This window comes from Frankia sp. BMG5.23, from assembly GCF_000685765.2.
GTDB lineage: Bacteria > Actinomycetota > Actinomycetes > Frankiales > Frankiaceae > Frankia > Frankia casuarinae.
Window position 1 is genome coordinate 114,207 of sequence record NZ_JDWE01000007.1, and the last position, 20,089, is coordinate 134,295.

At 71.2% G+C, this 20,089-nt stretch carries 22 protein-coding genes and 1 other RNA gene; 12 read left to right on the forward strand and 11 right to left on the reverse strand.

Going from position 1 to position 20,089, the window contains the following annotated elements; genetic code table 11:
- Positions 1–61: 61 nt before the first annotated feature.
- The 4 genes from BMG523DRAFT_RS05335 to BMG523DRAFT_RS05350 all read left to right on the forward strand — a co-directional run bounded on the left by BMG523DRAFT_RS05335 (position 62) and on the right by BMG523DRAFT_RS05350 (position 3,534).
- Positions 62–706 carry a DUF6308 family protein gene (locus tag BMG523DRAFT_RS05335; RefSeq protein WP_035730575.1) on the forward strand — a complete coding sequence of 215 codons (645 nt, stop codon included), beginning with the start codon at positions 62–64 and terminating at the stop codon, positions 704–706.
- A gap of 49 nt (positions 707–755) precedes the next feature.
- Positions 756–1,718 carry an ABC transporter ATP-binding protein gene (locus tag BMG523DRAFT_RS05340; RefSeq protein ID WP_011435871.1) on the forward strand — a complete coding sequence of 321 codons (963 nt, stop codon included), beginning with the start codon at positions 756–758 and terminating at the stop codon, positions 1,716–1,718.
- A 115-nt stretch (positions 1,719–1,833) separates the two neighbouring features.
- The gene (locus tag BMG523DRAFT_RS05345; protein ID WP_232234952.1) at positions 1,834–2,625 is read left to right on the forward strand and encodes an ABC transporter permease; all 792 of its coding nucleotides are present in this window, start codon (positions 1,834–1,836) and stop codon (positions 2,623–2,625) included.
- Between the two features lie 165 nt (positions 2,626–2,790).
- Complete coding sequence (locus BMG523DRAFT_RS05350; RefSeq protein WP_011435873.1) at positions 2,791–3,534, forward strand: hypothetical protein; 744 nt, start codon at positions 2,791–2,793, stop codon at positions 3,532–3,534.
- A 61-nt stretch (positions 3,535–3,595) separates the two neighbouring features.
- On the opposite strand, the gene BMG523DRAFT_RS05355 is transcribed toward BMG523DRAFT_RS05350, so the two are convergent.
- A complete protein-coding gene (locus BMG523DRAFT_RS05355; RefSeq protein ID WP_011435874.1) occupies positions 3,596–4,270 on the reverse strand; it encodes an LON peptidase substrate-binding domain-containing protein in 675 nt (224 codons plus the stop codon).
- A 262-nt stretch (positions 4,271–4,532) separates the two neighbouring features.
- Here BMG523DRAFT_RS05355 and BMG523DRAFT_RS05360 point away from each other — a divergent pair, with 262 nt between their 5' ends.
- Entirely contained in the window at positions 4,533–4,913 is a 381-nt protein-coding gene (locus BMG523DRAFT_RS05360) for a hypothetical protein (RefSeq protein WP_023840530.1), read from the forward strand.
- A gap of 52 nt (positions 4,914–4,965) precedes the next feature.
- Here the strand turns inward: BMG523DRAFT_RS05360 and BMG523DRAFT_RS05365 are convergent, their stop codons facing one another.
- Positions 4,966–7,212: a hypothetical protein gene (locus tag BMG523DRAFT_RS05365; protein WP_023840529.1), complete on the reverse strand. Its 2,247-nt coding sequence runs from the start codon at positions 7,210–7,212 to the stop codon at positions 4,966–4,968.
- 244 nt (positions 7,213–7,456) lie between these two features.
- The gene (locus BMG523DRAFT_RS05370) at positions 7,457–7,660 is read right to left on the reverse strand and encodes a hypothetical protein (protein WP_011435877.1); all 204 of its coding nucleotides are present in this window, start codon (positions 7,658–7,660) and stop codon (positions 7,457–7,459) included.
- 157 nt (positions 7,661–7,817) lie between these two features.
- Between BMG523DRAFT_RS05370 and BMG523DRAFT_RS05375 the strand changes: the two genes are divergently transcribed.
- The 3 genes from BMG523DRAFT_RS05375 (at position 7,818) to BMG523DRAFT_RS05385 (ending at position 10,821) form a co-directional block, all read left to right on the forward strand.
- Positions 7,818–8,774 (forward strand): Nif3-like dinuclear metal center hexameric protein, encoded by a 957-nt coding sequence (locus BMG523DRAFT_RS05375; protein WP_051623776.1) that lies wholly within the window; start codon positions 7,818–7,820, stop codon positions 8,772–8,774.
- A 117-nt stretch (positions 8,775–8,891) separates the two neighbouring features.
- Positions 8,892–9,635, forward strand: a complete 744-nt coding sequence (locus BMG523DRAFT_RS05380; protein ID WP_011435879.1) for a zinc ribbon domain-containing protein — start codon at positions 8,892–8,894, stop codon at positions 9,633–9,635.
- 49 nt (positions 9,636–9,684) lie between these two features.
- Complete coding sequence (locus BMG523DRAFT_RS05385) at positions 9,685–10,821, forward strand: bifunctional RNase H/acid phosphatase (RefSeq protein ID WP_011435880.1); 1,137 nt, start codon at positions 9,685–9,687, stop codon at positions 10,819–10,821.
- A 56-nt stretch (positions 10,822–10,877) separates the two neighbouring features.
- Here the strand turns inward: BMG523DRAFT_RS05385 and BMG523DRAFT_RS05390 are convergent, their stop codons facing one another.
- From BMG523DRAFT_RS05390 to rnpB, 6 genes are all read right to left on the reverse strand, one after another.
- On the reverse strand, positions 10,878–11,264 hold the full coding sequence (locus tag BMG523DRAFT_RS05390) for a hypothetical protein (protein ID WP_011435881.1): 387 nt from the start codon (positions 11,262–11,264) through the stop codon (positions 10,878–10,880).
- Positions 11,257–12,156, reverse strand: coding sequence for a hypothetical protein (locus BMG523DRAFT_RS05395; RefSeq protein ID WP_011435882.1), 900 nt, complete (start codon positions 12,154–12,156; stop codon positions 11,257–11,259). Before BMG523DRAFT_RS05395 ends, BMG523DRAFT_RS05390 begins: the two co-directional genes overlap by 8 nt.
- Positions 12,157–12,249: 93 nt before the next feature.
- Positions 12,250–12,492, reverse strand: a complete 243-nt coding sequence (locus BMG523DRAFT_RS05400) for a helix-turn-helix transcriptional regulator (protein WP_023840525.1) — start codon at positions 12,490–12,492, stop codon at positions 12,250–12,252.
- Between the two features lie 189 nt (positions 12,493–12,681).
- Positions 12,682–12,948 (reverse strand): type II toxin-antitoxin system RelE/ParE family toxin, encoded by a 267-nt coding sequence (locus BMG523DRAFT_RS05405; RefSeq protein WP_023840524.1) that lies wholly within the window; start codon positions 12,946–12,948, stop codon positions 12,682–12,684.
- A 1-nt stretch (position 12,949) separates the two neighbouring features.
- A complete protein-coding gene (locus BMG523DRAFT_RS05410) occupies positions 12,950–13,201 on the reverse strand; it encodes a type II toxin-antitoxin system Phd/YefM family antitoxin (RefSeq protein ID WP_232234943.1) in 252 nt (83 codons plus the stop codon).
- A 41-nt stretch (positions 13,202–13,242) separates the two neighbouring features.
- Positions 13,243–13,655: RNase P RNA component class A (gene rnpB, locus BMG523DRAFT_RS05570), an RNA gene on the reverse strand.
- Positions 13,656–13,989: 334 nt separating this feature from the next.
- Here rnpB and BMG523DRAFT_RS26245 point away from each other — a divergent pair.
- The 4 genes from BMG523DRAFT_RS26245 to BMG523DRAFT_RS05430 all read left to right on the forward strand — a co-directional run bounded on the left by BMG523DRAFT_RS26245 (position 13,990) and on the right by BMG523DRAFT_RS05430 (position 17,796).
- Positions 13,990–14,331: a lipopolysaccharide assembly protein LapA domain-containing protein gene (locus BMG523DRAFT_RS26245; RefSeq protein ID WP_023840523.1), complete on the forward strand. Its 342-nt coding sequence runs from the start codon at positions 13,990–13,992 to the stop codon at positions 14,329–14,331.
- A gap of 192 nt (positions 14,332–14,523) precedes the next feature.
- Positions 14,524–15,021 (forward strand): PaaI family thioesterase, encoded by a 498-nt coding sequence (locus BMG523DRAFT_RS05420; RefSeq protein ID WP_023840522.1) that lies wholly within the window; start codon positions 14,524–14,526, stop codon positions 15,019–15,021.
- 386 nt (positions 15,022–15,407) lie between these two features.
- On the forward strand, positions 15,408–17,339 hold the full coding sequence (locus BMG523DRAFT_RS05425) for a serine/threonine-protein kinase (protein WP_235462887.1): 1,932 nt from the start codon (positions 15,408–15,410) through the stop codon (positions 17,337–17,339).
- Positions 17,340–17,496: 157 nt separating this feature from the next.
- The gene (locus BMG523DRAFT_RS05430) at positions 17,497–17,796 is read left to right on the forward strand and encodes a GlsB/YeaQ/YmgE family stress response membrane protein (protein WP_011435889.1); all 300 of its coding nucleotides are present in this window, start codon (positions 17,497–17,499) and stop codon (positions 17,794–17,796) included.
- A gap of 142 nt (positions 17,797–17,938) precedes the next feature.
- On the opposite strand, the gene BMG523DRAFT_RS05435 is transcribed toward BMG523DRAFT_RS05430, so the two are convergent.
- Together BMG523DRAFT_RS05435 and BMG523DRAFT_RS05440 are read right to left on the reverse strand one after the other, a co-directional pair.
- Complete coding sequence (locus BMG523DRAFT_RS05435; RefSeq protein ID WP_011435890.1) at positions 17,939–18,589, reverse strand: MBL fold metallo-hydrolase; 651 nt, start codon at positions 18,587–18,589, stop codon at positions 17,939–17,941.
- Between the two features lie 201 nt (positions 18,590–18,790).
- Positions 18,791–19,879, reverse strand: a complete 1,089-nt coding sequence (locus tag BMG523DRAFT_RS05440) for an S-(hydroxymethyl)mycothiol dehydrogenase (protein ID WP_011435891.1) — start codon at positions 19,877–19,879, stop codon at positions 18,791–18,793.
- Positions 19,880–20,089: the final 210 nt, after the last annotated feature.

Genomic DNA, 20,089 nt, shown 5'->3' on the forward strand with positions numbered 1-20,089 from the left:
CTTCGTCACCTGGGGTTGCGACCGGCCGGGGAGTTCACGGATCATGATGAGGAGACCCAGGTTGAAGCTGGCGAAGGGCACCCGGGAGGTCTTCGACGCGGAGAGCCTGCTCGAGGAGTACCTGGGGCCGCGCAAGCGAGGTCTGCGCTACGCCTACCCGTACTACGACGGCCTGGTCACCAATAGTGATCCGGATCTGCTGTGCACCGGGGATCTCCTGGCCCCGTGCCTGCTCGGCGTCCACGTGGACCTGGATCGGATGCACACGCTCACCGCGCTGATGCCGTTGCTGCAGCGGGCGTTGGACAGGCTTCCTCCCGGCATCGAGCTCATCGAGGCCGACGAGGTCACCCTCGATCTGGTCGCCGCGCTCTACGACCCCCTCGACGACCCGGACGTCTCCGACCGGGACGTCAAGGGCTCCCTCATCGCCAAGGTGCTGCACCGCAAGCGGCCCGCCCTGGTCCCGTTGTTCGACTCCAAGGTGAGGATCTTCTACCAGCACGAGGACTGCGTCCCGCCGTCGCCGCGGGACGGGCGGTCCTGGCGGCAGTACATGGGCCTGCTCATCCGCGCGATGCAGTACGACCTGCGGGAGAACGCCGAGGAGTTCCGCCGGCTCGGGGCGCTGGTACCCGTCGCGGGTCCCCCGATCACCCCGCTGCGGATGCTCGACGTCGTGGTGTGGATGAGCAGCGCGGTGTGATCAGCGCCCGTTGTCGGCCCGGGACCATCGACCGGCTCCGACTGCGACAATGGTCGATGTGTTGAGCTACGCGGTCCGCGGGCTCACCCGGCGGCACGGGACGGGTGAGCATGCCGTTCTCGCCAATGATCGGATCGATCTCGACGTCCGGCAGGGCGAGGTGTTCGGGGTGCTCGGGCCGAACGGCGCCGGGAAGACCACGCTGGTCCGCCAGTTGATGGGTCTGCTGCGGCCGGACGCGGGCACGATTACCCTTTTTGGCCGCGACGTGCTGGCCGCCCGCGGTCTGCCGGCCCGGCTCGCCGCCTATCTGGGCCAGGACGATCTCGCGCTGGCCGAGCTGCCGGTCGCCACCGCCGTGGCGACCACCGCCCGCATGCGCGGCGTCCCCCGCTCCGCCGTGCGGGCGGTCCGTGACGCCGTGCTCGGCGAGCTCGGTCTGGAGGCGGTGGCGCATCGCCCGCTGTCGAAGCTGTCCGGTGGGCAACGCCGGCTGGCGTGTGTCGCTACCACCCTGGTGGGGGACCGGCCGATGCTCGTCCTCGACGAGCCGACCACCGGCCTCGACCCCGTCGCCCGGCGGGCCGTGTGGTCGGCGCTGCAACGTCGCCGGGACACCGTCGGTGTCACCGTCCTGCTGATCACGCACAACGTCCTCGAGGCGGAGTCGGTGCTTGACCGGGTCGCCGTCCTGGATGCCGGGCGGGTGATCGCCTGCGACACTCCGGGCCAGCTCAAGGCATCGTTGTCCGGTGACGTCCGGCTCGACCTCGCGTGGCGCCACGACCCGCCCGCGGACGACCCCACCGTCGCGACGTTGGCCGCGCTCGCCGTGGTCAACGGACGGCGGTGGACCATCCGGTTGGCTCCGGCCGCGGCCCGTGACGCCCTCGGCCGGTTGACCGCCGGCCCGGCGTTCGCCGCGCTGGACGATTTCAGTCTCGCCACCCCCTCGCTGGAGGACGTGTACCTCACCCTCGGCGGCAGGTCGCGGGACCTGGAGCGCGCATGATCGTGATTTTCCGGTGACCGTCGTTCCGGACGCGCGCGGGGCACCCGGTGGCGGGGCACCCGGGGTGCCGGCGCCATCGGTCGCGGATGGCCGCCCGGCTCCCGCCACGCGGCCGGTGTCGGCCTCCGCCCCGCCGAGCAGTGCCCCGCCGCAGCTGCCGCCGCCGACGTCGTTCCGCACCGCGTTCGGTGCGGTCTACCGCGGGCAGCTCGCCCGCTCCAAGGTGGGACGGATCCCCCTGTTGTTCGTCGCGTCGTTCCAGTCGGTCGGGATCCTCGTGCTGCTGCGCGGGATCCTCGACGTCGGCGACACCACGGCCGCCGGGCAGGTCGTGGCGGGTTCCACGGTGCTCGTGGTCGCCTTCGTCGCGTTGAACCTGCTGGCCCAGCGGTTCGGGGCGCTGCGGGCGGCCGGTGCCCTGGACTACTACCTCACGTTGCCGGTGCCCGGCGTCGCGGTGGTGCTGGGCACGGCGGCCTCGTACGCGACCTTCGCGGCGCCCGGCACTGTCGTCACCGCGGTGCTGGGGGCGCTGCTCTACGGGCTGCCGCTGTCCGGCCTGTGGCTGCTGCTGCCCGTCGTGGCGCTCGCCGGGATCTGCCTGTCCGGGCTCGGGGCGGCGATCGGCCTGCTCGCCCCTCGGCCGGAGCTCGCGACCGTCGCCGGCCAGCTCGGAATGAGCATCGTGCTGTTCTTCGGTGTGATCCCCTCCGGCCGGCTGCCCGAGGTCGGCCGCTGGGCGCGGGACGCGTTGCCCAGCAGCTACGCGGTGGACGCCCTCGCGGCCGCCTTCCAACCCGGTGTCGACTGGGCGAAGGTGGTCCTCGACCTCGGGATCTGCGCCGCCGTCGGGATGGTGGCGCTGTCTGTCGCGGCGATGGCACTGCGCCGTGTCGGCACGTCCTGAGGGCGTCATAGTTAGCGGGGCCAGCGTAGTAGCAGGACTGCTGCGGGACCGACCGGCGCGGTAGGGTCAACGGCCTGCGGCCGGTCGGCGACAACGCGCTGGTAGGCCGGGGATGCTGGTAGGCCGGGGACGAGGAGACAGACAGCCAGTGGCAGAAAGCGCGTCATGATGGAGCGGTCGTCGGGCATCCGCGGAGTCGAGCCGGTCGCGCTGTCCGTCCCACCCGGGGACGTCCCACCCGGGGACGGGCCGCACCACCCTGGTCAGCCGACCCTCGATCCGGCGATCGCCGTCCCCGCGGCCGGTGAACCGGCGCCGCCCGGGCGGAACCCGGGCCGGGCGTTCGGTGCTCGTTCGGCGGCCGTCGCCGGCCTGATCTGCGCGGCGGCGATGGCGCTCGCCGGCTTCCCGCTCGGCCTGCTCTGGGCCGCGACCGCGCCGCATCTGGATCTTGCCGTGGCGTTGGACGGGCATGAATCGGCGTTTACGGTCCAGAGCGACATCGACGTCCGGTTCGCCCTGATCTGCGCGGTCGCCGGCGTGATCGGCGGTGCCGTGGCGTGCTGGCGGGTCCGGGACGCGGGATGGCCGGTCCCGGTCGGGCTCGCCGCGGGCGGTATCGGCGGCTCGCTGATCGCCGGCTGGATCGGCCACCTGCGGCGCTCGCCCCAGCTGCTGCACGCGCTGCCGAAGGACGCCTCTCCGCTGCTCACCGACCTGGTGGACATGAAGGTCCGCGCGGGCGGGCTCTACTTTGTCATGCCGGTGACCGCCCTGCTCGTACTCCTCGTCGGGCTGTGGGTGACCTCGCGGGCCCAGTCGGACGCCGCCGAGGACAGGCGGGGTCCGACCGCGCCCGGCGACGCGCCCGGCCACGGGGCTGGGGCTGAGGTCGGGGCTGGGGACTGAGCGTCGATCCCCCGGGTGGCGAACGTCCCACGGTTCGGGCTGGGGTCAGTTCGGGCGGGGGTCAGTTCGGGCTGGGATCGACCCGGCGCAACTCGCTCGATCCGATGGTGGTGATCTTTTCCAGGAGGCCGATCTCCCGGCGGAGCAGCGCCCGTTCGGCCCGCAGTCGGTTGGCCGCGTCCGGCGCGGCGAGCAGCCCCTGACGTTCGGTGACGTCGGTGACGGCGGCGGCGGCGATCACGTACGAAAGGGCGATCGGGTCGTCGGGGAGGTCCGGCAGCGAGATCTGCACGGTGCCGGTGGCGGCGAGCCGGTCGGCGTAGGTTCGGAGCAGACGCTGGACTGCCGGAACGGTGTCGTCGGTGTCGTCGGTGTCGCCGACGTCGTCCGGCAGGTAGTCGACATCCCCGACGAGGTAGGGCTCGCTGTGCCGGTCCACCGTGCGGATCCGGAACCGGTCACCGCCCACCGTGATGAGCGAGAACCGCCCGTCGGAGTGTTCCTGGACGCGCCGCAGCACGGCGGTGCAGCCCACGTCGTGGATCGCCGGCAGGGCCGGACCCACCTCCCGGCCTCGCCGGATGGCGATCACTCCGAACCGTCGGACCTGGTCGGCGGGCTGCTCGAGCAGTTTCCGCACCAAGATCCGGTACCGTTCCTCGAAGATCTCCAGGGGTAGGACCAGCCCGGGGAGCAGGACCGTCCCGAGCGGGAACAGAGGAAGCCGCTCGCTCAACTGCGGTGCCTTCTTCCTGCCCTGCCCTCTCCGGCCCCGGACGGGACCGGAAGCGGCCGGCGGCGGTCGGGCGAGGACCGCCTGGGGCGGGTCCACGACCAGGAGTCGGACGTTTGTCCCAACCCTGTCCCCCGGTAGCCATGGTGTCCATCCACGAAGGGCTGTGATTCTCACCGGGCGCGGGTTCGGGCGCGGGTTCGGGCGGTGGACCGTCGGTGCCTGGGGACCTTCCATCCGGGTTCGTTCGCGGGACAATGGCCCGGTGTGGGAAACCGAGCCGGAGCTACTGGTCGTCTTCCATCGGCCGGACCGGGGCTTCTCGACCGGCACGGGTGTCGACCCACTGGCCGAACTGGCCGTCCTCGGCACCGTGACCTCGGCCTTGCGCCCCCGGCTGGCTCTCGTGGCGCTGCCCCCCTCCCGGGCGCCGGAGGTGGCTGCCCTGCCCGGGGTGTGCGGGGTCTTCATCGATCAGGTTCCCCCGGCGCTGCGGGAGACCCTCACCGCAGCCGAGAGCCTGTTCGTCGACGGCTGGCTGGCGCGGAGGGGCGCCAAGCGCCGCGATCCCGCAGGTGGTGAGCCCTGGGACACGCCGGGGTACCTCCCGCCCGACCGGCCACCCGGGGCGGCGCCGGCCGGATGACCCCGCGCGGCGGCTCAGAACACGCGCGGCGGCTCAGAACACGCGCGGCGGCTCAGAACACGCGCCGGGGGACCGACCAGCTTGCACCGGGGCCCGACGAACGCCAGACCATGTGGAGCCGGTCGCCGACGCGGGCGAGCACCTCCAGATGCCCGTCGAAGTTGCTCTGGATCATCGAGACGGCGTCCACCCGGCCCAGCTCCGGTGCGAACGGCCGCGGTCCGCTCCAGCCCGGGGAGGGCGCGCCGTTGTTCCGGTAGAAGTGGATGAGCCCGCGGTCCGCGGCGGGGACGACCACCTCGAAGTTGCGGGAGCCGTCGGGGAAGGCGCTCTGGATGAGCGCCGGATTGCCCGTCACGCCCTCGGCGAAGACGGGGCCGGTGCGCCAGACCGCCCCGTTGTCGCGGGTGAGGTGCACGAGCCGGTTGCCGACCCGGGCGACCGCTTCCAGCATCCCGTTGCCGCCGCCCAGCGTGCCGTGGATGAGGCTGACGGCGTCGACGCGCCCGAGGTTCGCGCCGAACAGCTTCGGAGTGCTCCACGGAAATCCGTGGATGTCATGGTTGCGCCACAGGTGCAGGATGCCGACGTCCGCGGCGGGCACGAGCAGTTCGAAGTTGCCCTTGGTGCCCAGCCGGCTCTGCACCAGCGACGGAACGCCCCCCACCCCCTGGACGAGGCGGGTCGGCGGGTGCCAGGCGAAGGCGCCGGTGGAGTCCCGCCACAGGAAGTACAGCGTCGAGCCGACCCGGACGGCGACCTCGAGGGGTCCCGGCCTGGCCAGGGTGCTCTGGATCATGGTGGCGGCATCGATCCGGCCGAGCTCCTGAGCCGTCTGCCACGGGGCCATCCAGGGGAAGCCAGCCGCGTCGTTGTCCCGCCAGACGTGGGTCAGCCCGGCGAAGGCCGACGGGACGACGGCGTCGAAGTTGCCGATCTGGCCGAGCCCCCTGGCCTGGACGAGCGCCGGGTTGCCGCTTACTCCGTGGCCCCAGCCGATGTGGCTGGGGGTGTAGCGGCACAGCGCGAAACTGTTCGAGCGCATCAGGCAGTCGACGGGCGCGGGCGCGCAGGCGTCGCAGTTGCCGTTCGGGGCGTGGAACGCCCCCCACCGACCGCCGCAGTCGCACTGGGCGCCCGCGTACTCGTCCGGAGCGCCGAAGATGTGGCCGGTCTCGTGGGTGAAGACCCGGTCGATATTGTCCGGTCCCCAGCCGTCGTTGTCGACGGACATCACGAGCCGGGGGCCACCCACCGAGGAGTACGCGAAGTATCCCAGCGGATACTTGGTGAAGAACGCGCAGTAGGCGGACCGGGTGCCGAGCCGGGACCGGAGCGCGTCGACGTAGTCGTAGACGCCGTCGAAGCTGGCCGCGTAGCCGAGCCGGCTCATGGTGGGGTCACGCCACAGCGCCTCGAGGTCGGGCGCGTTCGGGTCCGGTGGGACGGACAGCCGCACGATCTGGATGTCGTAGTGGAAGGTCAGGTCGGCAGCCGGGTTCGTGGTTGCGTACCAGGACAACCCGTTCTGCACCTCAGCTACGATCTTGGTGCGTTCCGCGGCGGTCAGTTGCAGCGCGGTGGTCGGCCCTTCCACGAGGATCAGCCCGACGGCCACCGATCCCTCCAGCGCCGCGCTGGTGGGGGAGGACGCCTGGGCGATCTGCGCGGTGGCCCGGGTGTCCGTGGCCCGGGTGTCCGTGGGCGCGGAGGTCGGGCTCTGGGCCTCGGCCCGCCCGTTCGGCTGGGCATGCGGTGTCGGCTGGGCATGCGGTGTCGGCTGGGCATGTGGTGTCGGCTGGTCCGGATCAGGCGAGCTGCCCCGGGGCGGCGGGATGTCGGTGCAGGGCCGGTCCATGTCCCATGGCCTGCCGTCGCGGGGACGTTCCTGCTTGAGCTGCCGGTAGGCGGCGCTGGCCCGCAGACGGAAGGCGTCCAGCCCGAGCGTCTCGGCGCGGTTCAGCCCGGGCGACACCCCGGTGGTCGACACGACGCTGCCGTCCGCGGGGGGGAGTACCGCCGCCGCCAGCCGGGCGGCGGTGCGCTCCGCCGTCGCCGTGGAGGTGCCCCGAGGCTGGCCCAACACGTGGACCCTGCCGTAGCGGTGCAGCGGCCGTCGTTCGTTGGCCAGGGTGGGATCGGCTGGCGAGCCGTCGCCCTCGGCGGTCTGGTCTACCCCGTCATCCGAGGACGCGTCGGTGGGTGCGATCGCCGCGAACGCCGCACGGAGTGCTCGGCCCGTCTCCCCTCCGGCCGAGATGATGAGCGCGTGTTCGTCGGCCGGTACGTCCCCCGCCATACTTGATCGTTTTCCTTTCGGTGGGGATGGCTGTGCGGAGTTGTATCGTGTTGCGGCTTTGTTGTGCCGGCTTTTGTGAAAACAAGTACGCAGAGTGCCGATCTGGTGCCTTCGCCTGCTTTGTTCAGAGGGATTGCGCCAACATAGCCGGCGGCGGGCGTCCACCCGGCCGGAGCCGGGCAGCCGCCCGGGTGGCTCGGCGTCTCGGCGTCTCGGCGTCTCGGCGTCTCAGCGTCTCAGCGTCTCAGCGCCGGTCCGGAGCGAACGATGCCTGCGCCGATGGCACGTCGGGCCACATGGCCCCGACGGCGGGCCGTTCCGGCGCACCCATGGCCTCGGCCACCTTGCGCATGATGGCTTCCACCAGCCGGACAGCCTGCGGGGTCGCGAGGTTCAGCACGATCTCGGCATCCCCCGCCACCTGGAATCGCACCGAAACGTCCGCCATGACGACTGCCCTTTCCTCGCGGCTCGCCAGCACATCGCAGGCGTGTTGCCACCGGTGACGTTACGGGGCCGGAACGACCGCCCCCACGGCGCCCGGGTGTGGCACCGGACAGCGTGACCGGCTGGCAGGTCGCTGCGACGAAGCGGGTAGGGTCACGGTGGTGACCTTTCCGTCAGCGACAGTGCGTGACTGTGTGGCCGTGCTTGAGCGTTTCTTCCCTCCGTCCTGGGCCGAGTCCTGGGACGCGGTGGGACTGGCGGTGGGTGATCTGGACGCGCCGGCCTCGGCGGTCCTGTTCGCGGTGGATCCGACCCCCGAGGTGGCGGCCGAGGCCGTCACGGCGGGAGCTCAGCTGCTCGTCACCCACCACCCGCTGTTCCTGCGGGGAGTGCACGGCGTCGCCGAGACCGGTCCGGGCGGGCGGGTCGTTGCCACCCTGATCCGGGCCGGCGTCGCCCTGTACACCGTGCACACGAACGCCGATGTCGCCGCGCCGGGCGTGAGTGACGCGCTTGCCGACGCGCTGGGGTTGCGTGACGTCGCCCCGCTGTCCGCCCCGGCCCCGCTGTCCGCCCCGGCGAACGTCGGGGCCGACGAGGGCGGTGCCGGGGCCGACGAGGGCGGTGCCGGGAGCAGCGCCGGTGATGAGGGTGGTGTCGGTGATGAGGGCGGTGTCGGCGGGGCGAGCGTGTGCTGGGGCCTCGGCCGGATCGGTGACCTGCCCGCGGCCGAGTCCCTGGAACGGTTCTGCGCCCGGGTCGTCCGAGCGCTGCCGGCGACGGCGGGCGGGGTCCGGGCGACGGGTACCGCGGACCGGCTCGTCCGGCGGATCGCGGTGTGCGGCGGCTCGGGGGGAGAACTGGTCGCCGCAGCCGAGGCCGCGGGAGCGGACGTCCTCGTCACCGCGGACGGCCGGCATCACCACGTCCTCGACGCCGTCGGTGCGCATGGGGTCGTGGTGGTCGATGTCGCCCACTGGGCGAGTGAATGGCCCTGGCTGAGCCAGGCCGCCACCCGCCTGCACACCGGTCTGCGTGCGAGGGGACGTACGGTGAGCACGTCGGTATCCGCTATCGTGACCGATCCCTGGCGGGTGCACGTTCCGTCCCGGTAGGCGGTGCCGGCGGCGCGGAGGCCCGGGTCACGCGGAGGCCCGGGTCACGGAGGGCGCCGCGTCGGGTCTGGTCAGGTCGGCCAGGTGTAGTCGTTCAGGCGTACCAGTGAGGAATCGATGAAGGCCGATCCAGCAGTTCAGCTCCGCCTGCTCGATCTGCAGGCGCTCGACACCGGTATCGACCGGTCGGTGGCCCGCCGACGCGGTCTGCCGGAGCACGCCGTCATCACCGAGCGCACCGCCGCGCTGACCTCGTTGGACGGTGAGGTCGTCGGGGTGCGGACCGAGCTGAGCGACGTCGCGCGTGCCCAGCGCAAGCTGGAGAACGAGATCGACCTCGTGCGGACCCGTTCGGCCCGTGACTCCCAGCGGCTTGATTCCGGCGCCGTCTCGACGCCGCGTGAGCTGGAGAACCTGCAGGCGGAGCTCGCCTCGCTGACCCGTCGTCAGGGCGTGCTCGAGGACGACGCGCTCGAGAAGATGGAGATCGTCGAGGGCCTGGAGAGCCGGCTCTCCGCGTTGTCCCAGCAGCGATCAGCCCTGCAGGCCGAGCTCGACGCGGCGGTGGCCGCGCGGGACAAGGCCTACGCCGAGCTCGATGCCGAGGTGGCGCGGCTGCGCCATGACCGCGACGCTCTCGTCCCGGAGCTGCCCGAGGCGCTGGTCACGCTGTACGAGCGGATCCGGGCGTCCTCCAGCGGAGTGGGCGCCGCGGCCCTGCTGCGCCGCCGCTGCCAGGGCTGCCATCTTGAGCTGTCGGGCGGCGACCTGCGCGCCGTGGCGGCGGCGCCGGGGGATGAGGTGGTGCGCTGTGAGGAGTGCCGGCGCATCCTGGTCCGTACCCCCGAATCGGGGCTGTAACACCGTCGGCGGGACCCCCGCCTCGGGGGTAGACGAGGGGAGCATGTAGATGGGCACCGTGCGCAGGCTGGTCATCGAGGCCGACGGCGGGTCGCGGGGTAACCCGGGCCCGGCGGGCTACGGGGCCGTGGTCCGCGACGCCGGCTCGGGGAAGCTGCTGGCCGAGCGCGCGGACTCGATCGGGCGCGCCACGAACAACGTCGCCGAGTACTCCGGGCTGATCGCCGGGCTGCGGGCCGCCGCTGAGATCGCCCCGGACGCCGAGCTGGAGGTCCGGATGGACTCCAAGCTCGTCGTCGAGCAGATGAGCGGCCGGTGGAAGGTCAAGCATCCGGCGATGCGGCCGCTGGTGGCCGAGGCGACGGAACTCGCCGCCCGGTTCCCCGCGGTCCGTTTCCAGTGGGTGCCCCGCGCGCGCAACGCCGACGCCGATCGGCTCGCGAACGAGGCGATGGACGCCGCCGCCGCCGGGCGGGCCTGGGAACCCGCGGTCCCGCAGTCCCCGGACCCGGTCCCGCACCACGCGCCGACGACGAACCGGCTCTCCGGCTGGATGGCGCCGCCCGCACCGCCGACGACGACCGTGCTGCTGCGTCACGGGCAGACCCCGCTCTCGGTGGAGAAGCGCTTCAGCGGGACGGTCGAGGCGGCCCTGACCGACGTCGGGCTCGGCCAGGCCGCGGCCGTAGCGAACCGGCTGCGCGACGAGCCGTTCGATCTCGTCGTCAGTTCGCCGCTGAAGCGGGCCCGGCAGACCGCCGAGGCCCTCGGCCGCGACTACGTCGTCGTCGACGATTTGCGGGAGACCGACTTCGGCGCCTGGGAGGGGCTGACCTTCGCCGAGGTGCGTGAGAAGTTCCCCGATGAGCTCAATGCCTGGCTCGCCGACCCGCACGTCCCGCCGCCCGGCGGGGAGAGCCTGATCGCCACCGTGGCCCGGGTAGCGCGGGTGCGTGACCGGCTGCTCGCCGAGCAGCCAGGCGGGCGGGTCCTCATCGTCTCACACGTCACGCCGATCAAGGGGTTGGCCCAGCTGGCGCTGGCGGCGGAACCGGCCGTGCTCTACCGCCTCCACCTGGATCTGGTGTCGATGACGACCATCGACTGGTACTCCGACGGCCCGGCGGTGCTACGCGGGTTCAACGACACCCATCACCTGGCGGGCCAGACGATCTACGGCGAATAGGGGCAGCTCAGGCGGGTTGATGCGGGGTCAGGGCCGAGGCTGCCGGCCCCGCGGCGCTACCGCGCCCGCAGGGCCGCCGCCGCGGCGCTGACCTGTTCCTCCGTCGGCGCCACATACGTGAAGTCCCGGCCGCGGAGATAGTCGAGAAACGCCGGCTCCGGCGGAAGATCGTGCTCCTCCAGATAATAGGCGATCGATGCGCTCCACACCCATTCCCCGTCTGTCAAGAACACGATGGGAACTTGCTTCCCGCGTGACTCGTCCAAACGGTCCACCGAGAGGCCCGCCGCGCGCAGGATGACTTCACCCTTGCAGAGATAGGCGAGAAATGCTGCCCGTTCGCGGCCGGCGGGAAGCTTCGGACGATCGGCGGCGAAGGGGGTGCCGTCCTGGGTGCCGTCGAACAGTTTCGCTATCTTAATGTTGCCGAACACCTCAGGCATTCTGTTTGCCCTCGCCTCTCGGATGAAAATTGATCCAGGAGCCGTCATGGGGAACGGTTTGCACCAGACGACCGTACTCATTTTCGGTCATTGATGTCGTCCACACGTTACCGCGGTCGTCGGCCCAGGCCAGCTCGGTCGGTGCCGTCACCGCGACCCCGAGTTCGTCCGCGACCTTCTGGGCCACGGGGTTGTCGCCCTGCCCGGTCTCGCAGGACAGCAGCCGCACCGGTCGGCCGCGCCAGTTCTCGTCGGCGCGGATGAGCGCGCCGAGCTGCCGGGCGTCGAGCGCGACCTTGCCGACCCGGAATCCCGACGGGTCGCCATGCAGGTCGGCTGTGTAGGTTCCCGGGACCGGCTCGGCGGCCATCGCGGTCCTCCGCATGTCCGTGTCGGACTTCTCGAAGAAGGCGCGTCCATCTCGAGTCGGGAGGCTTTCCCGCCAGATCCTCGTGAGCCGCCACCCCAGCTTCTCCGGTCCGGCCGGCCGATCCTGCTTCCTGGCCGCGTCCATCTCACCGCCGGGCCCGCGGTCGAGCAGCGCGAGCTTGCGTTCCACCGGCGAAGGATCGGCGGACCGCGTGTCCTCTACCGACCGACGGTCGGCCGGCCACGGGGCACGATCATCCGAGGTGTTCCGGCGGTCGAGCGCGTCCAGCTTGGCGTCGATCCTGGAACGTTCCGTCTCCGGCCGCGCCGAGCCTTCAGGGGCCGAGCCTGCGGATGCCAAGCCATCGGATTCGGTGCCGTCGGCGGAAACGGGGGAGCCTGCCTCCGGTGATGTGAGCCGGTCGAGCAGCCGCGCCTTCACCTCGGCCTGGCTCGGCCCAGCCCCCGGTCTCCAGGGAGCGGCCGGCGCATCGACGCTCGCATCCGGCCGTTCGATCGACATTGCCACCTACCGTAGCAGTGTCACCACATCATGGCTAGAAACGACCAGTCAGGTGAGGACGGCGACCCAGCGTTTCGATCCCTCCAGAGATGATCAGCGCCGAGTGTCGGAGGAGGGTTGGTGGTCGGCTCTCTCCAGCCTGGCGATCTGGGGCTGCACCAGGCCGACGACAGCCGCCAGCTGACGCTGACTTAGACCGTGCTCGGTGCGGTATCGCACCACCTTGTTCGCAACGTCGCGGGCGAAAGCCCTGCGGTCCGGTGCGTCACGGAACTCGGCATCCGCGCGGTTGTCCTCAATGACCTGGTCGAGAGGCTTGAGAGCTGCGAGCTTCATGCGTCACCCTCCACGTCGTCGAGACGTTCTTCGGCCGACCTGACGGCTTTTCGGATCGGTGTCGGCCTCGACACCGATGACCAGGTTCGGCCCGATCCGTCGATAGAACGCGCGCCATGGACAGCGGCCCTGTCGTGGACGTAGGCAGGTGATGGGCGATCTTGATATCACTGTGTCGAGTCGCTCGGGTCAGAGGTGCCGGTACACCTCACGTCGATGGGCGACGTGAACGATCGTGACGAGAACGCGGGTGTGGTCGACTTGGTAGATCACCCGATATTCACCAACTCTGATCCGCAGTATCCCGGTGGGTTGGCCGGTGAGGGCCCGGGCCCCGGAGGGGCGGGGTTCCGCCGCGAGTCGTGTCACCGCGATCAGGATCCGTCGAGCGGCGGAGGCGTCGAGCTTGCGCAGCTCTCGCAGCGCCGCAGTCGCCCACTCGACGGTGTGCGCCACGTCAGTTCAGGCCGAACTCGGCGAGGACGTCGGCATGGGGTACGCGAGGCTCCTCGGCGGCCAGCGCCTCTCGGGCGACGGCGAGATCCGCTTCGTCCTCTGCCGCTTCCAGCTCACGGAGATCTTCTATGGAGATTACTGCCGCGACCGCGCGACCGTGACGGGTCAGGACGATCCGCTCCCGGGCGTGCTCCGCCTTGGAGACGATCTCGCCGAGGTGGTCGCGTGCCTCGCTGATCGGCATCTCACTCATCCCCAGATTGTACAAACCGGGGAGCGGTCGGGCCGCTGAGGCGGACGAGGTGGCCTATAAGCCGGGTCCTGTACCGGCTCGCCTCACGGCTCGCCGGCGGCGACCATCTCTCTCGGGCTGCCGTTGCCGGCAGCCTCCAGCGGTCCACCCGCAGGCTCGGGCGGGCAGCCCTCGAACGCCTGCGCGGTCCGCGACCTGTGACGGCCACGGGCCTTCTGACCTTGCTCCGGGCGGGGTTTACCGAGCCGCCCAGGTCACCCTGGGCGCTGGTGCGCTCTTACCGCACCGTTTCACCCTTACCGGCGCCGGGACCGGCACCGGCGGTCTGTTTTCTGTGGCACTGTCCCGCGGGTCACCCCGGGTGGGTGTTACCCACCGCCCTGCCCTGTGGAGCCCGGACTTTCCTCGGCGACGCCGGACCGGCCGGCGCCGACGCGGCCGCCCGGCCAACTCGTCCGCTTCCTTCAGTATAGAGTGCTTCCCGGTCCACGCTTCCTGGGCGTAGGGCTGATCGGGCTGTCGGTGCGCGGAGCCGGCCGATCGGGCGGGATGGCGGCGGGTCGAGGAACAGGAAGATCATGACGGGACCGAAGCAGCCGGGCCAAGGGTTCGGCGACGCGGGGCGTGTGGCCTCTCCGTCCGCCGTTCCGTCCGCGCCCGCGGCGCCTGCGCCGGCCGGGCAGACCCCCGCGGCCTCGCCTCCTGGAACGCCCGCCGGCCAGGTTCCGGTTGGTTCGGTTGGTCGAGCCGGTCCGGGCGGTCCGGGTGGTTCAGGCGAGGTGGCGCCCGTGCCGCACCAGCCGGTCCACCCGGGCGCACCGGATTCTCCCGGCGTCCCGGGTGCGCCCACTGGCGGCGCCCGGCCCCCGCGTCGCGGGGTTGCCTACACCACCTATGCGATCACCGTGCTGGTGCTGCTCATCGCGATCGCTGTCGTGGTCTTCGTCGTGCAGAACGACGCGCGCGTGAGCATCTGGCTGTTCGGTTCGACCAAGCAGATGTCGGTCGCGGGTGCACTGGCCGCCTCGGCCGCCGCCGGTCTCGTCGTTGGCCTACTCATCGGTGTCATTCCTCAGATCAGGCTGCGCCGCGAGTTGCGCCACCTGCGTCGCGCGGCCAGCCGCCGGTAGCTGAGCGGAGTCCTTGGCCGCGGGTCGGCCGGTAGCCGGTTGGTGTAGCCGGTTGGTGGAAGGGACGTCGGCAAGATGCCAGGCGGATCCCACCGCGTCGGTACAGTCCGGGTCGTGACGCCGTTGCGAACAGATCTGCCACCGGGAGCACAACTCCCGCCACGTCCAGCGAACGCACCGGCGCCTGGCACCGTGCTGCCGTCCCACTACGTGCGGTGCTTCGCCTGCGGTGACCAGTCCGCCCACGGACTGCACCTACGGGTCGACGCCGATGCCGGGCTCGCGCTGTGCGCGACGTTCGAGGTGACCGAGCATCATCAGGGAGCGCCGGGCCTCGCCCACGGGGGCCTGCTCAGCTGCGCCCTCGACGAGGCGTTGGGTGCGCTCGGGCATCTGACCCGGACCAGCCTGGTGACCGGCCGGCTGGAGACGGACTTCCTGCGGCCGGTACCCGTGGGCACTGTCCTGCACCTGAGCGCGCGGGTCGAGGGCGTGCTCGGCCGGCGGGTCTACGCCAGTGGCGAGGGACGGTTGAACAGCCCTACCGGACGGGTCGCGGTCCGGGCCCGAGGGCTGTTCGTCGAAGTACCCATGGAGCACTTCGTCACCCATGCCCGGGCCGAGGACATCCAGGCGATCGAGCAGGATCCGGACCTGATCCGGCTACGCGAACATCAAACTATTTTCTGATCTTCGAATCTCCTGATCTCCGAATCTCGGAATCCGCTCACGGGCAGGACTCGTTTGCTCGCTGTGATTCGACCGCGCGGACCGTCACATCTCCGTCACAGATCCGTCACAGATTTAGCTGGCACGGTGGACGTGGCAACCGGGATCGAGTCGTTGGGTCGGCTCCCCGGAACTGATTGGAACCGGCAGGCCAGGCCGATCGGTCGGGATCGACCGCTTGTGCCTCGGCCGGGAGCTCCGGGCCTGTCGGGATGCTCCATCGACCGTTGCCTCGGCCACTGCGTCGGAACGTTCGGAGCTGCGGTCGGCCCCGGCGGCCAATCCTCGCCGGCTGTCGGTCGGCTCGCGGCGGAAAGCTCGACGGAAGGGAGGGCGCGGTGCCGGCGATGTCGCTGCGCTCTGGCGATCCGGAGCGGATCGCCCGGTTCACGCTCACCGCGCGGCTCGGCTCCGGCGGTATGGGAGTCGTCTACCTCGGCATCGACGACGAGACCGGAGGGCCGGTCGCCCTCAAGGTGATCCGGTCGGACTTCACGGCCGATCCCGAGTTCCGCAGCCGGTTCCGTCGCGAGGTCGCGGCCGCCCGGGCGGTCGACGGTGCCTGCACCGCGAGGCTGGTCGATGCCGATCCCGACGCCGAGGATCCGTGGATGGCAACCGAGCACATCCACGGCCAGAGCCTCGCCGAGGCGATCGCCGACCGGGGCGCGCTGGCCATGCCGGTCGTCATGGCGCTGGCGACCGGGCTCGCCGAGGCCCTGAAGTCCATCCACGACGCCGGCATCGTCCATCGGGACCTGAAACCGGGCAACGTGATCCTCAGCGAGGACGGCCCGAAAGTGATCGACTTCGGCATCGCGGCGGCGGTCGACGCGACGGCCGCTACCAGGACGGGGGTGTTGCTGGGCAGCCCGGGTTACATGGCCCCGGAGCAGGTCACTGGACGCGGCGAGATCGGCCCGCCGGCGGACGTCTTCGCCTGGGGCCTGACGGTACTGTTTGCCGCGTCGGGGCGACCCCCCTTCGGCACCGGCCGGCCCGACGCACTGCTGTACCGGGTGGTCCACGACGAGGCCGACACCGGGGATGTTCCGCCGGCCCTGCGCCCAGCGGTCCGCGCGGCGCTGCTCAAGGAGCCCATGGCCCGGCCGAGCGCCCACGCGTTGCTGCGCGTGCTGATCGGGTCTACTGGCGACCCGGGGCGCGAGACACGCCGGATACTGCGGGACGCCTGGCTCGCTCCACCGGTGGCGACCCGTGTGAGGAGCCTTCTGCCGGCCGTGGAGGAGGATACCCACGACGCCAAGACGCAGATCCGCCTCGATGCGCCGGAGAGCGCCGGCGCGGGGACAAACGGCGCGGGGACAGCGGACCGGGCGCCACTCGGGACCGGTGGTCCGGCGGGCGAGTCCGGGCAGGTTGGCGAGTCCGGGCAGGTTGGCGAGTCCGGGCAGGTTGGCGAGCTTGGGCGGGTCCGCGGGTCCGCGCCCGGCGAGGATGACGGTCCGGCCGGTGGCCGGCCGACTGGAGATGATCATGATGTGGCCGCTTCCGCCGAGGTAGCTTCCGCCGGGGCGAAGCGGCCCCTGTCCGGCCGGCGGGCCCGCGCCCGACGCCACCCGCGCCGGACCGCGGGTCTGGCCGCCCTGGCCGCGACACTCGCGGGCCTGGCCGCCCTGAGCGCATCCGAGGCCGCCAGCGACCTCGGTCCGCGGGCCCCCGGGACGGCCGCCAGCTCCCGGGCGACGGGCGGGGAACTGGAGCCCGGCCCGCACGACGTGCCACCCACCCCGTCGTCGCGTGACGACGTCCCGGCCCGATCGGGACGTACTCCTGGGCCACTGGGGCTCCCCTCACCCTCTGTCATCGTTCCTCCCGCCGGTTTGTCGTCGGGGCGGCCGATCCCCGGGTTCCGGGGCACGGTCGGCCAGCTCACACAGGCCAAGGCGTTCACCGACTTCGTCGCCGCCCACGACACCCAGATCATCTTCCTCGACATCTCCACCCTCGCCGAGGGTAACGAAGGGGCCTTCTACCCCGGACCGGACTTTGGGGGGGACAACCGGCCCAACTTCACCCTCTTCGACGCGTGCGGGGCGCTCGGGCCGGGGGAGCCGCCCGGCTTCGAGCCGGGGAAGGAGTGCTTCGGGAGCACGTACCGCCTTGCCGAGATGGCGCACAGCGGTGCTTCCTTCGGCTACGTGCAGGGTTCCTACCGGCTGCGTGGTTATTTCTGGGTCGACCTGGTACCCGGAATGCACCAGGGATTCGCGAACATCAATCTGCGGGCCGTCGACGTCCGGGATCTTCCGCGTTGACGGACGGGCGGCGTTCCGCCGGATTGGGCCTATTTTCCAGGAAAAAACCAAATAAGGAAGGTTTGTGCATCCGGTGCAGGTCGGGTGCCCGCGGTGTTTGTGCAGCCGGGTTCATGGAGACGAAGAGGAGGCAGACTCAGGCTCTGGAGGGTGTTCGGTGTTCCAAATTCTCTGGATCGTTCTGGCCGGTCTGGTGATCGGTCTTCTGGCCCGTCTGATCGTCCGGGGTCGGCAGAACATCCCACTCTGGCTGACGGTCGGGTTCGGTATCATCGGCGCGCTGGTGGGTAACGTAATCGCGAGCGCGCTCGGCGTGCGCCACACCGGCGGCTTCGACTGGATCCGGCACATCCTGCAGGTTGGTGTCGCGGTCGCGCTAGTCGCGATCGTCTCCCCGATGTGGGCGGCGCGTCGCGGGCAGAGCAGCGGCACCCGGCGCACCGCGGGCCGACTCTAGCCTGGTGCGCACACCCGGGGTCCGGTGCGCACACCAGGCGGTGATGCGGGGAAGCGGCCGGTCAGCGGCCGCTGACCGGCTCGGTCGTGCCCGCGCCGGTTGCGCCCGCTCGGTGGCCGCTCAGTGGCCGCTCAGTGGCCGCTCAGTGGCCGCGGCTCACCCAGTCGTCGTAGTCGATACCCTCCTCGCCGATGGTCGTGTCGTCGCCGTGACCGGTGTGCACGACGGTGTGCGCGGGCAGGGTGAGCAGTCTGGTACGGATCGAGGCCAGGATGGTCGGGAAATCGGAGTAGGATCGCCCGGTCGCCCCGGGACCCCCGCGGAAGAGCGTGTCGCCGCTGAACAGGACCGGGTCGCCGTTGATCTCCCCGAACAGGCAGATCCCGCCGGGAGAGTGGCCCGGGGTGTGCAGGACGCGCAGCGCTCCACCTTCGGGCAGGCTGATGAGCTGTCCGTCCGCGAGCGCGTGGTCGGGCGCCCGGTGCGGATAGATCGCCTTCCACAGCACCACGTCGGCGGGGTGCAGCGCGATGGGCGCCCGGACCAGGTCCGCGAGCTCCGTCGCCGCATTGATGTGGTCGTTGTGACCGTGTGTAGCAATGATCGATGTGACCACGCGGGTGCCGATGGCCGCCGCGATCACCGACGGGTCGTGCGCGGCGTCGATGACCAGTACCTCGTCGTCGTTTCCCACGAGCCAGACGTTGTTGTCGACCGTGAACGACTGACCGTCGAGCGTGAAGTCGCCGCGTGTGATCACCCGATCCACCCGAAGCCCGGTATTGACGATCATTGCGTCCCCTCCTCGACCCGATCGGTCTGCCCGCTGCCCGCTGCGCGTGTCGCGGGTGCCGTCGGACGGCGGTGCACCCGGTGGGGTCGACCGTATCCGGCGGTTCCCGGCTCCGGGTGGACCCGCCGCCAACGAAGCTCGCCAGTGAGCAAAGGCTTGGTGAACGATGGTTCAGTAGATGGCGGCCCGGTGAACGACGACTCAGAGGATGACGACGCTGCGCAACACGTCGCCGCGCTGCATCCGGGTGAACGCCTCCTCGACGTCGCCGATCCCGATGGTCTCGGTGACGAAGGCGTCGAGGTCGAGTCGGCCCCGGCGATAGAGGTCGATGAGGATCGGGAAGTCGCGGCTCGGCAGGCTGTCGCCGTACCAGGACGACGACAGGTGACCGCCGCGGCCGAAGACCTCGGCGAGCGGCAGCTCCACGGTCATCGTCGGGTCGGGTACACCCACCAGGACCAGCCGCCCCGCCAGGTCGCGGGCGTCGAAGGCCTGGCGGTAGGTCTCCGGGCGGCCCACCGCATCGATGACCACATCGGCGCCGAAGCCGTCGGTGAGCGCCCGGATGGCCGCCACCGGATCGTCTGCCGTGGCATTCACGACATCGGTGGCACCGAAGCGTCGGGCCCAGGTGAGCTTCCGGTCGTCGACATCGACCGCGATGATCTTCCGCGCTCCCGCGATCGAGGCGCCGGCGATCGCCGCGCCGCCGACCCCGCCGCAGCCGATCACCGCCACCGTCTCACCCCGGGTGACCCTGCCGGTGTTCACGGCGGCACCGAAACCGGCCATCACCCCGCAGCCGATCAGCCCGGCCGCCTCTGGCCGGGCCGCGGGGTCCACCGGCACGCACTGGCCCGCGGCGACCAGGGTCAGCGGCGTGAACGCGCCGATGCCCAGCGCCGGCGCCAGCGGCGTCCCGTCCGCCAGGGTCATCGGATTTCGCGCGTTGCGGGAGTCGAAGCAGTACCAGGCCATGCCGCGCCGACAGGCCCGGCAGGTTCCGCAGGGGGCCCGCCAGGCCAGCACCACGTAGTCACCCGGGGCCAGACCCACCACGCCCTCGCCCACCGATTCGACGGTGCCGGCCGCCTCGTGCCCCAACAGGAACGGATAGTCGTCGTTGATCGCGCCCTCGCGGTAGTGCAGGTCGGTATGGCATACGCCGCAGGCGCGCACCCGTACCCGTGCCTCGCCTGGACCCGGATCTGGAACAACGATCTGCTCCAGCGAGACCGCGGCGCCCTTCTCCCGGGCCACCACCGCTTCCACCGTCTGCGCGCCCATCCCGGATCCCTTCTCCTCGAGTCTCCTCGAGCACTGATCGGAGAGATGAATCCCTCGTCGAACCGGAGCGGTCACCCCCCGGTGTCTGATTTCCTACCTCCGTTGGTGGGGTCCGTCCAACACAGGTGGGGTCCGTCCAACGTGGTCACGCCGCTCATGGCGCGACACGCCGCTTTACGGCCACCCGGCGCCACCGAGAACGGGTCGGTG

Coding starts and splice junctions, on each gene's coding strand:
- BMG523DRAFT_RS05340 (WP_011435871.1), top strand. CDS start 756: ATGGTCGATGTGTTGAGCTACGCGGTCCGCGGGCTCACCCGGCGGCAC.
- BMG523DRAFT_RS05350 (WP_011435873.1), top strand. CDS start 2,791: ATGATGGAGCGGTCGTCGGGCATCCGCGGAGTCGAGCCGGTCGCGCTG.
- BMG523DRAFT_RS05365 (WP_023840529.1), bottom strand. CDS start 7,212: ATGGCGGGGGACGTACCGGCCGACGAACACGCGCTCATCATCTCGGCC.
- BMG523DRAFT_RS05370 (WP_011435877.1), bottom strand. CDS start 7,660: ATGGCGGACGTTTCGGTGCGATTCCAGGTGGCGGGGGATGCCGAGATC.
- BMG523DRAFT_RS05380 (WP_011435879.1), top strand. CDS start 8,892: ATGAAGGCCGATCCAGCAGTTCAGCTCCGCCTGCTCGATCTGCAGGCG.
- BMG523DRAFT_RS05385 (WP_011435880.1), top strand. CDS start 9,685: ATGGGCACCGTGCGCAGGCTGGTCATCGAGGCCGACGGCGGGTCGCGG.
- BMG523DRAFT_RS05390 (WP_011435881.1), bottom strand. CDS start 11,264: ATGCCTGAGGTGTTCGGCAACATTAAGATAGCGAAACTGTTCGACGGC.
- BMG523DRAFT_RS05395 (WP_011435882.1), bottom strand. CDS start 12,156: ATGTCGATCGAACGGCCGGATGCGAGCGTCGATGCGCCGGCCGCTCCC.
- BMG523DRAFT_RS05400 (WP_023840525.1), bottom strand. CDS start 12,492: ATGAAGCTCGCAGCTCTCAAGCCTCTCGACCAGGTCATTGAGGACAAC.
- BMG523DRAFT_RS05410 (WP_232234943.1), bottom strand. CDS start 13,201: ATGAGTGAGATGCCGATCAGCGAGGCACGCGACCACCTCGGCGAGATC.
- BMG523DRAFT_RS05425 (WP_235462887.1), top strand. CDS start 15,408: ATGTCGCTGCGCTCTGGCGATCCGGAGCGGATCGCCCGGTTCACGCTC.
- BMG523DRAFT_RS05435 (WP_011435890.1), bottom strand. CDS start 18,589: ATGATCGTCAATACCGGGCTTCGGGTGGATCGGGTGATCACACGCGGC.
- BMG523DRAFT_RS05440 (WP_011435891.1), bottom strand. CDS start 19,879: ATGGGCGCGCAGACGGTGGAAGCGGTGGTGGCCCGGGAGAAGGGCGCC.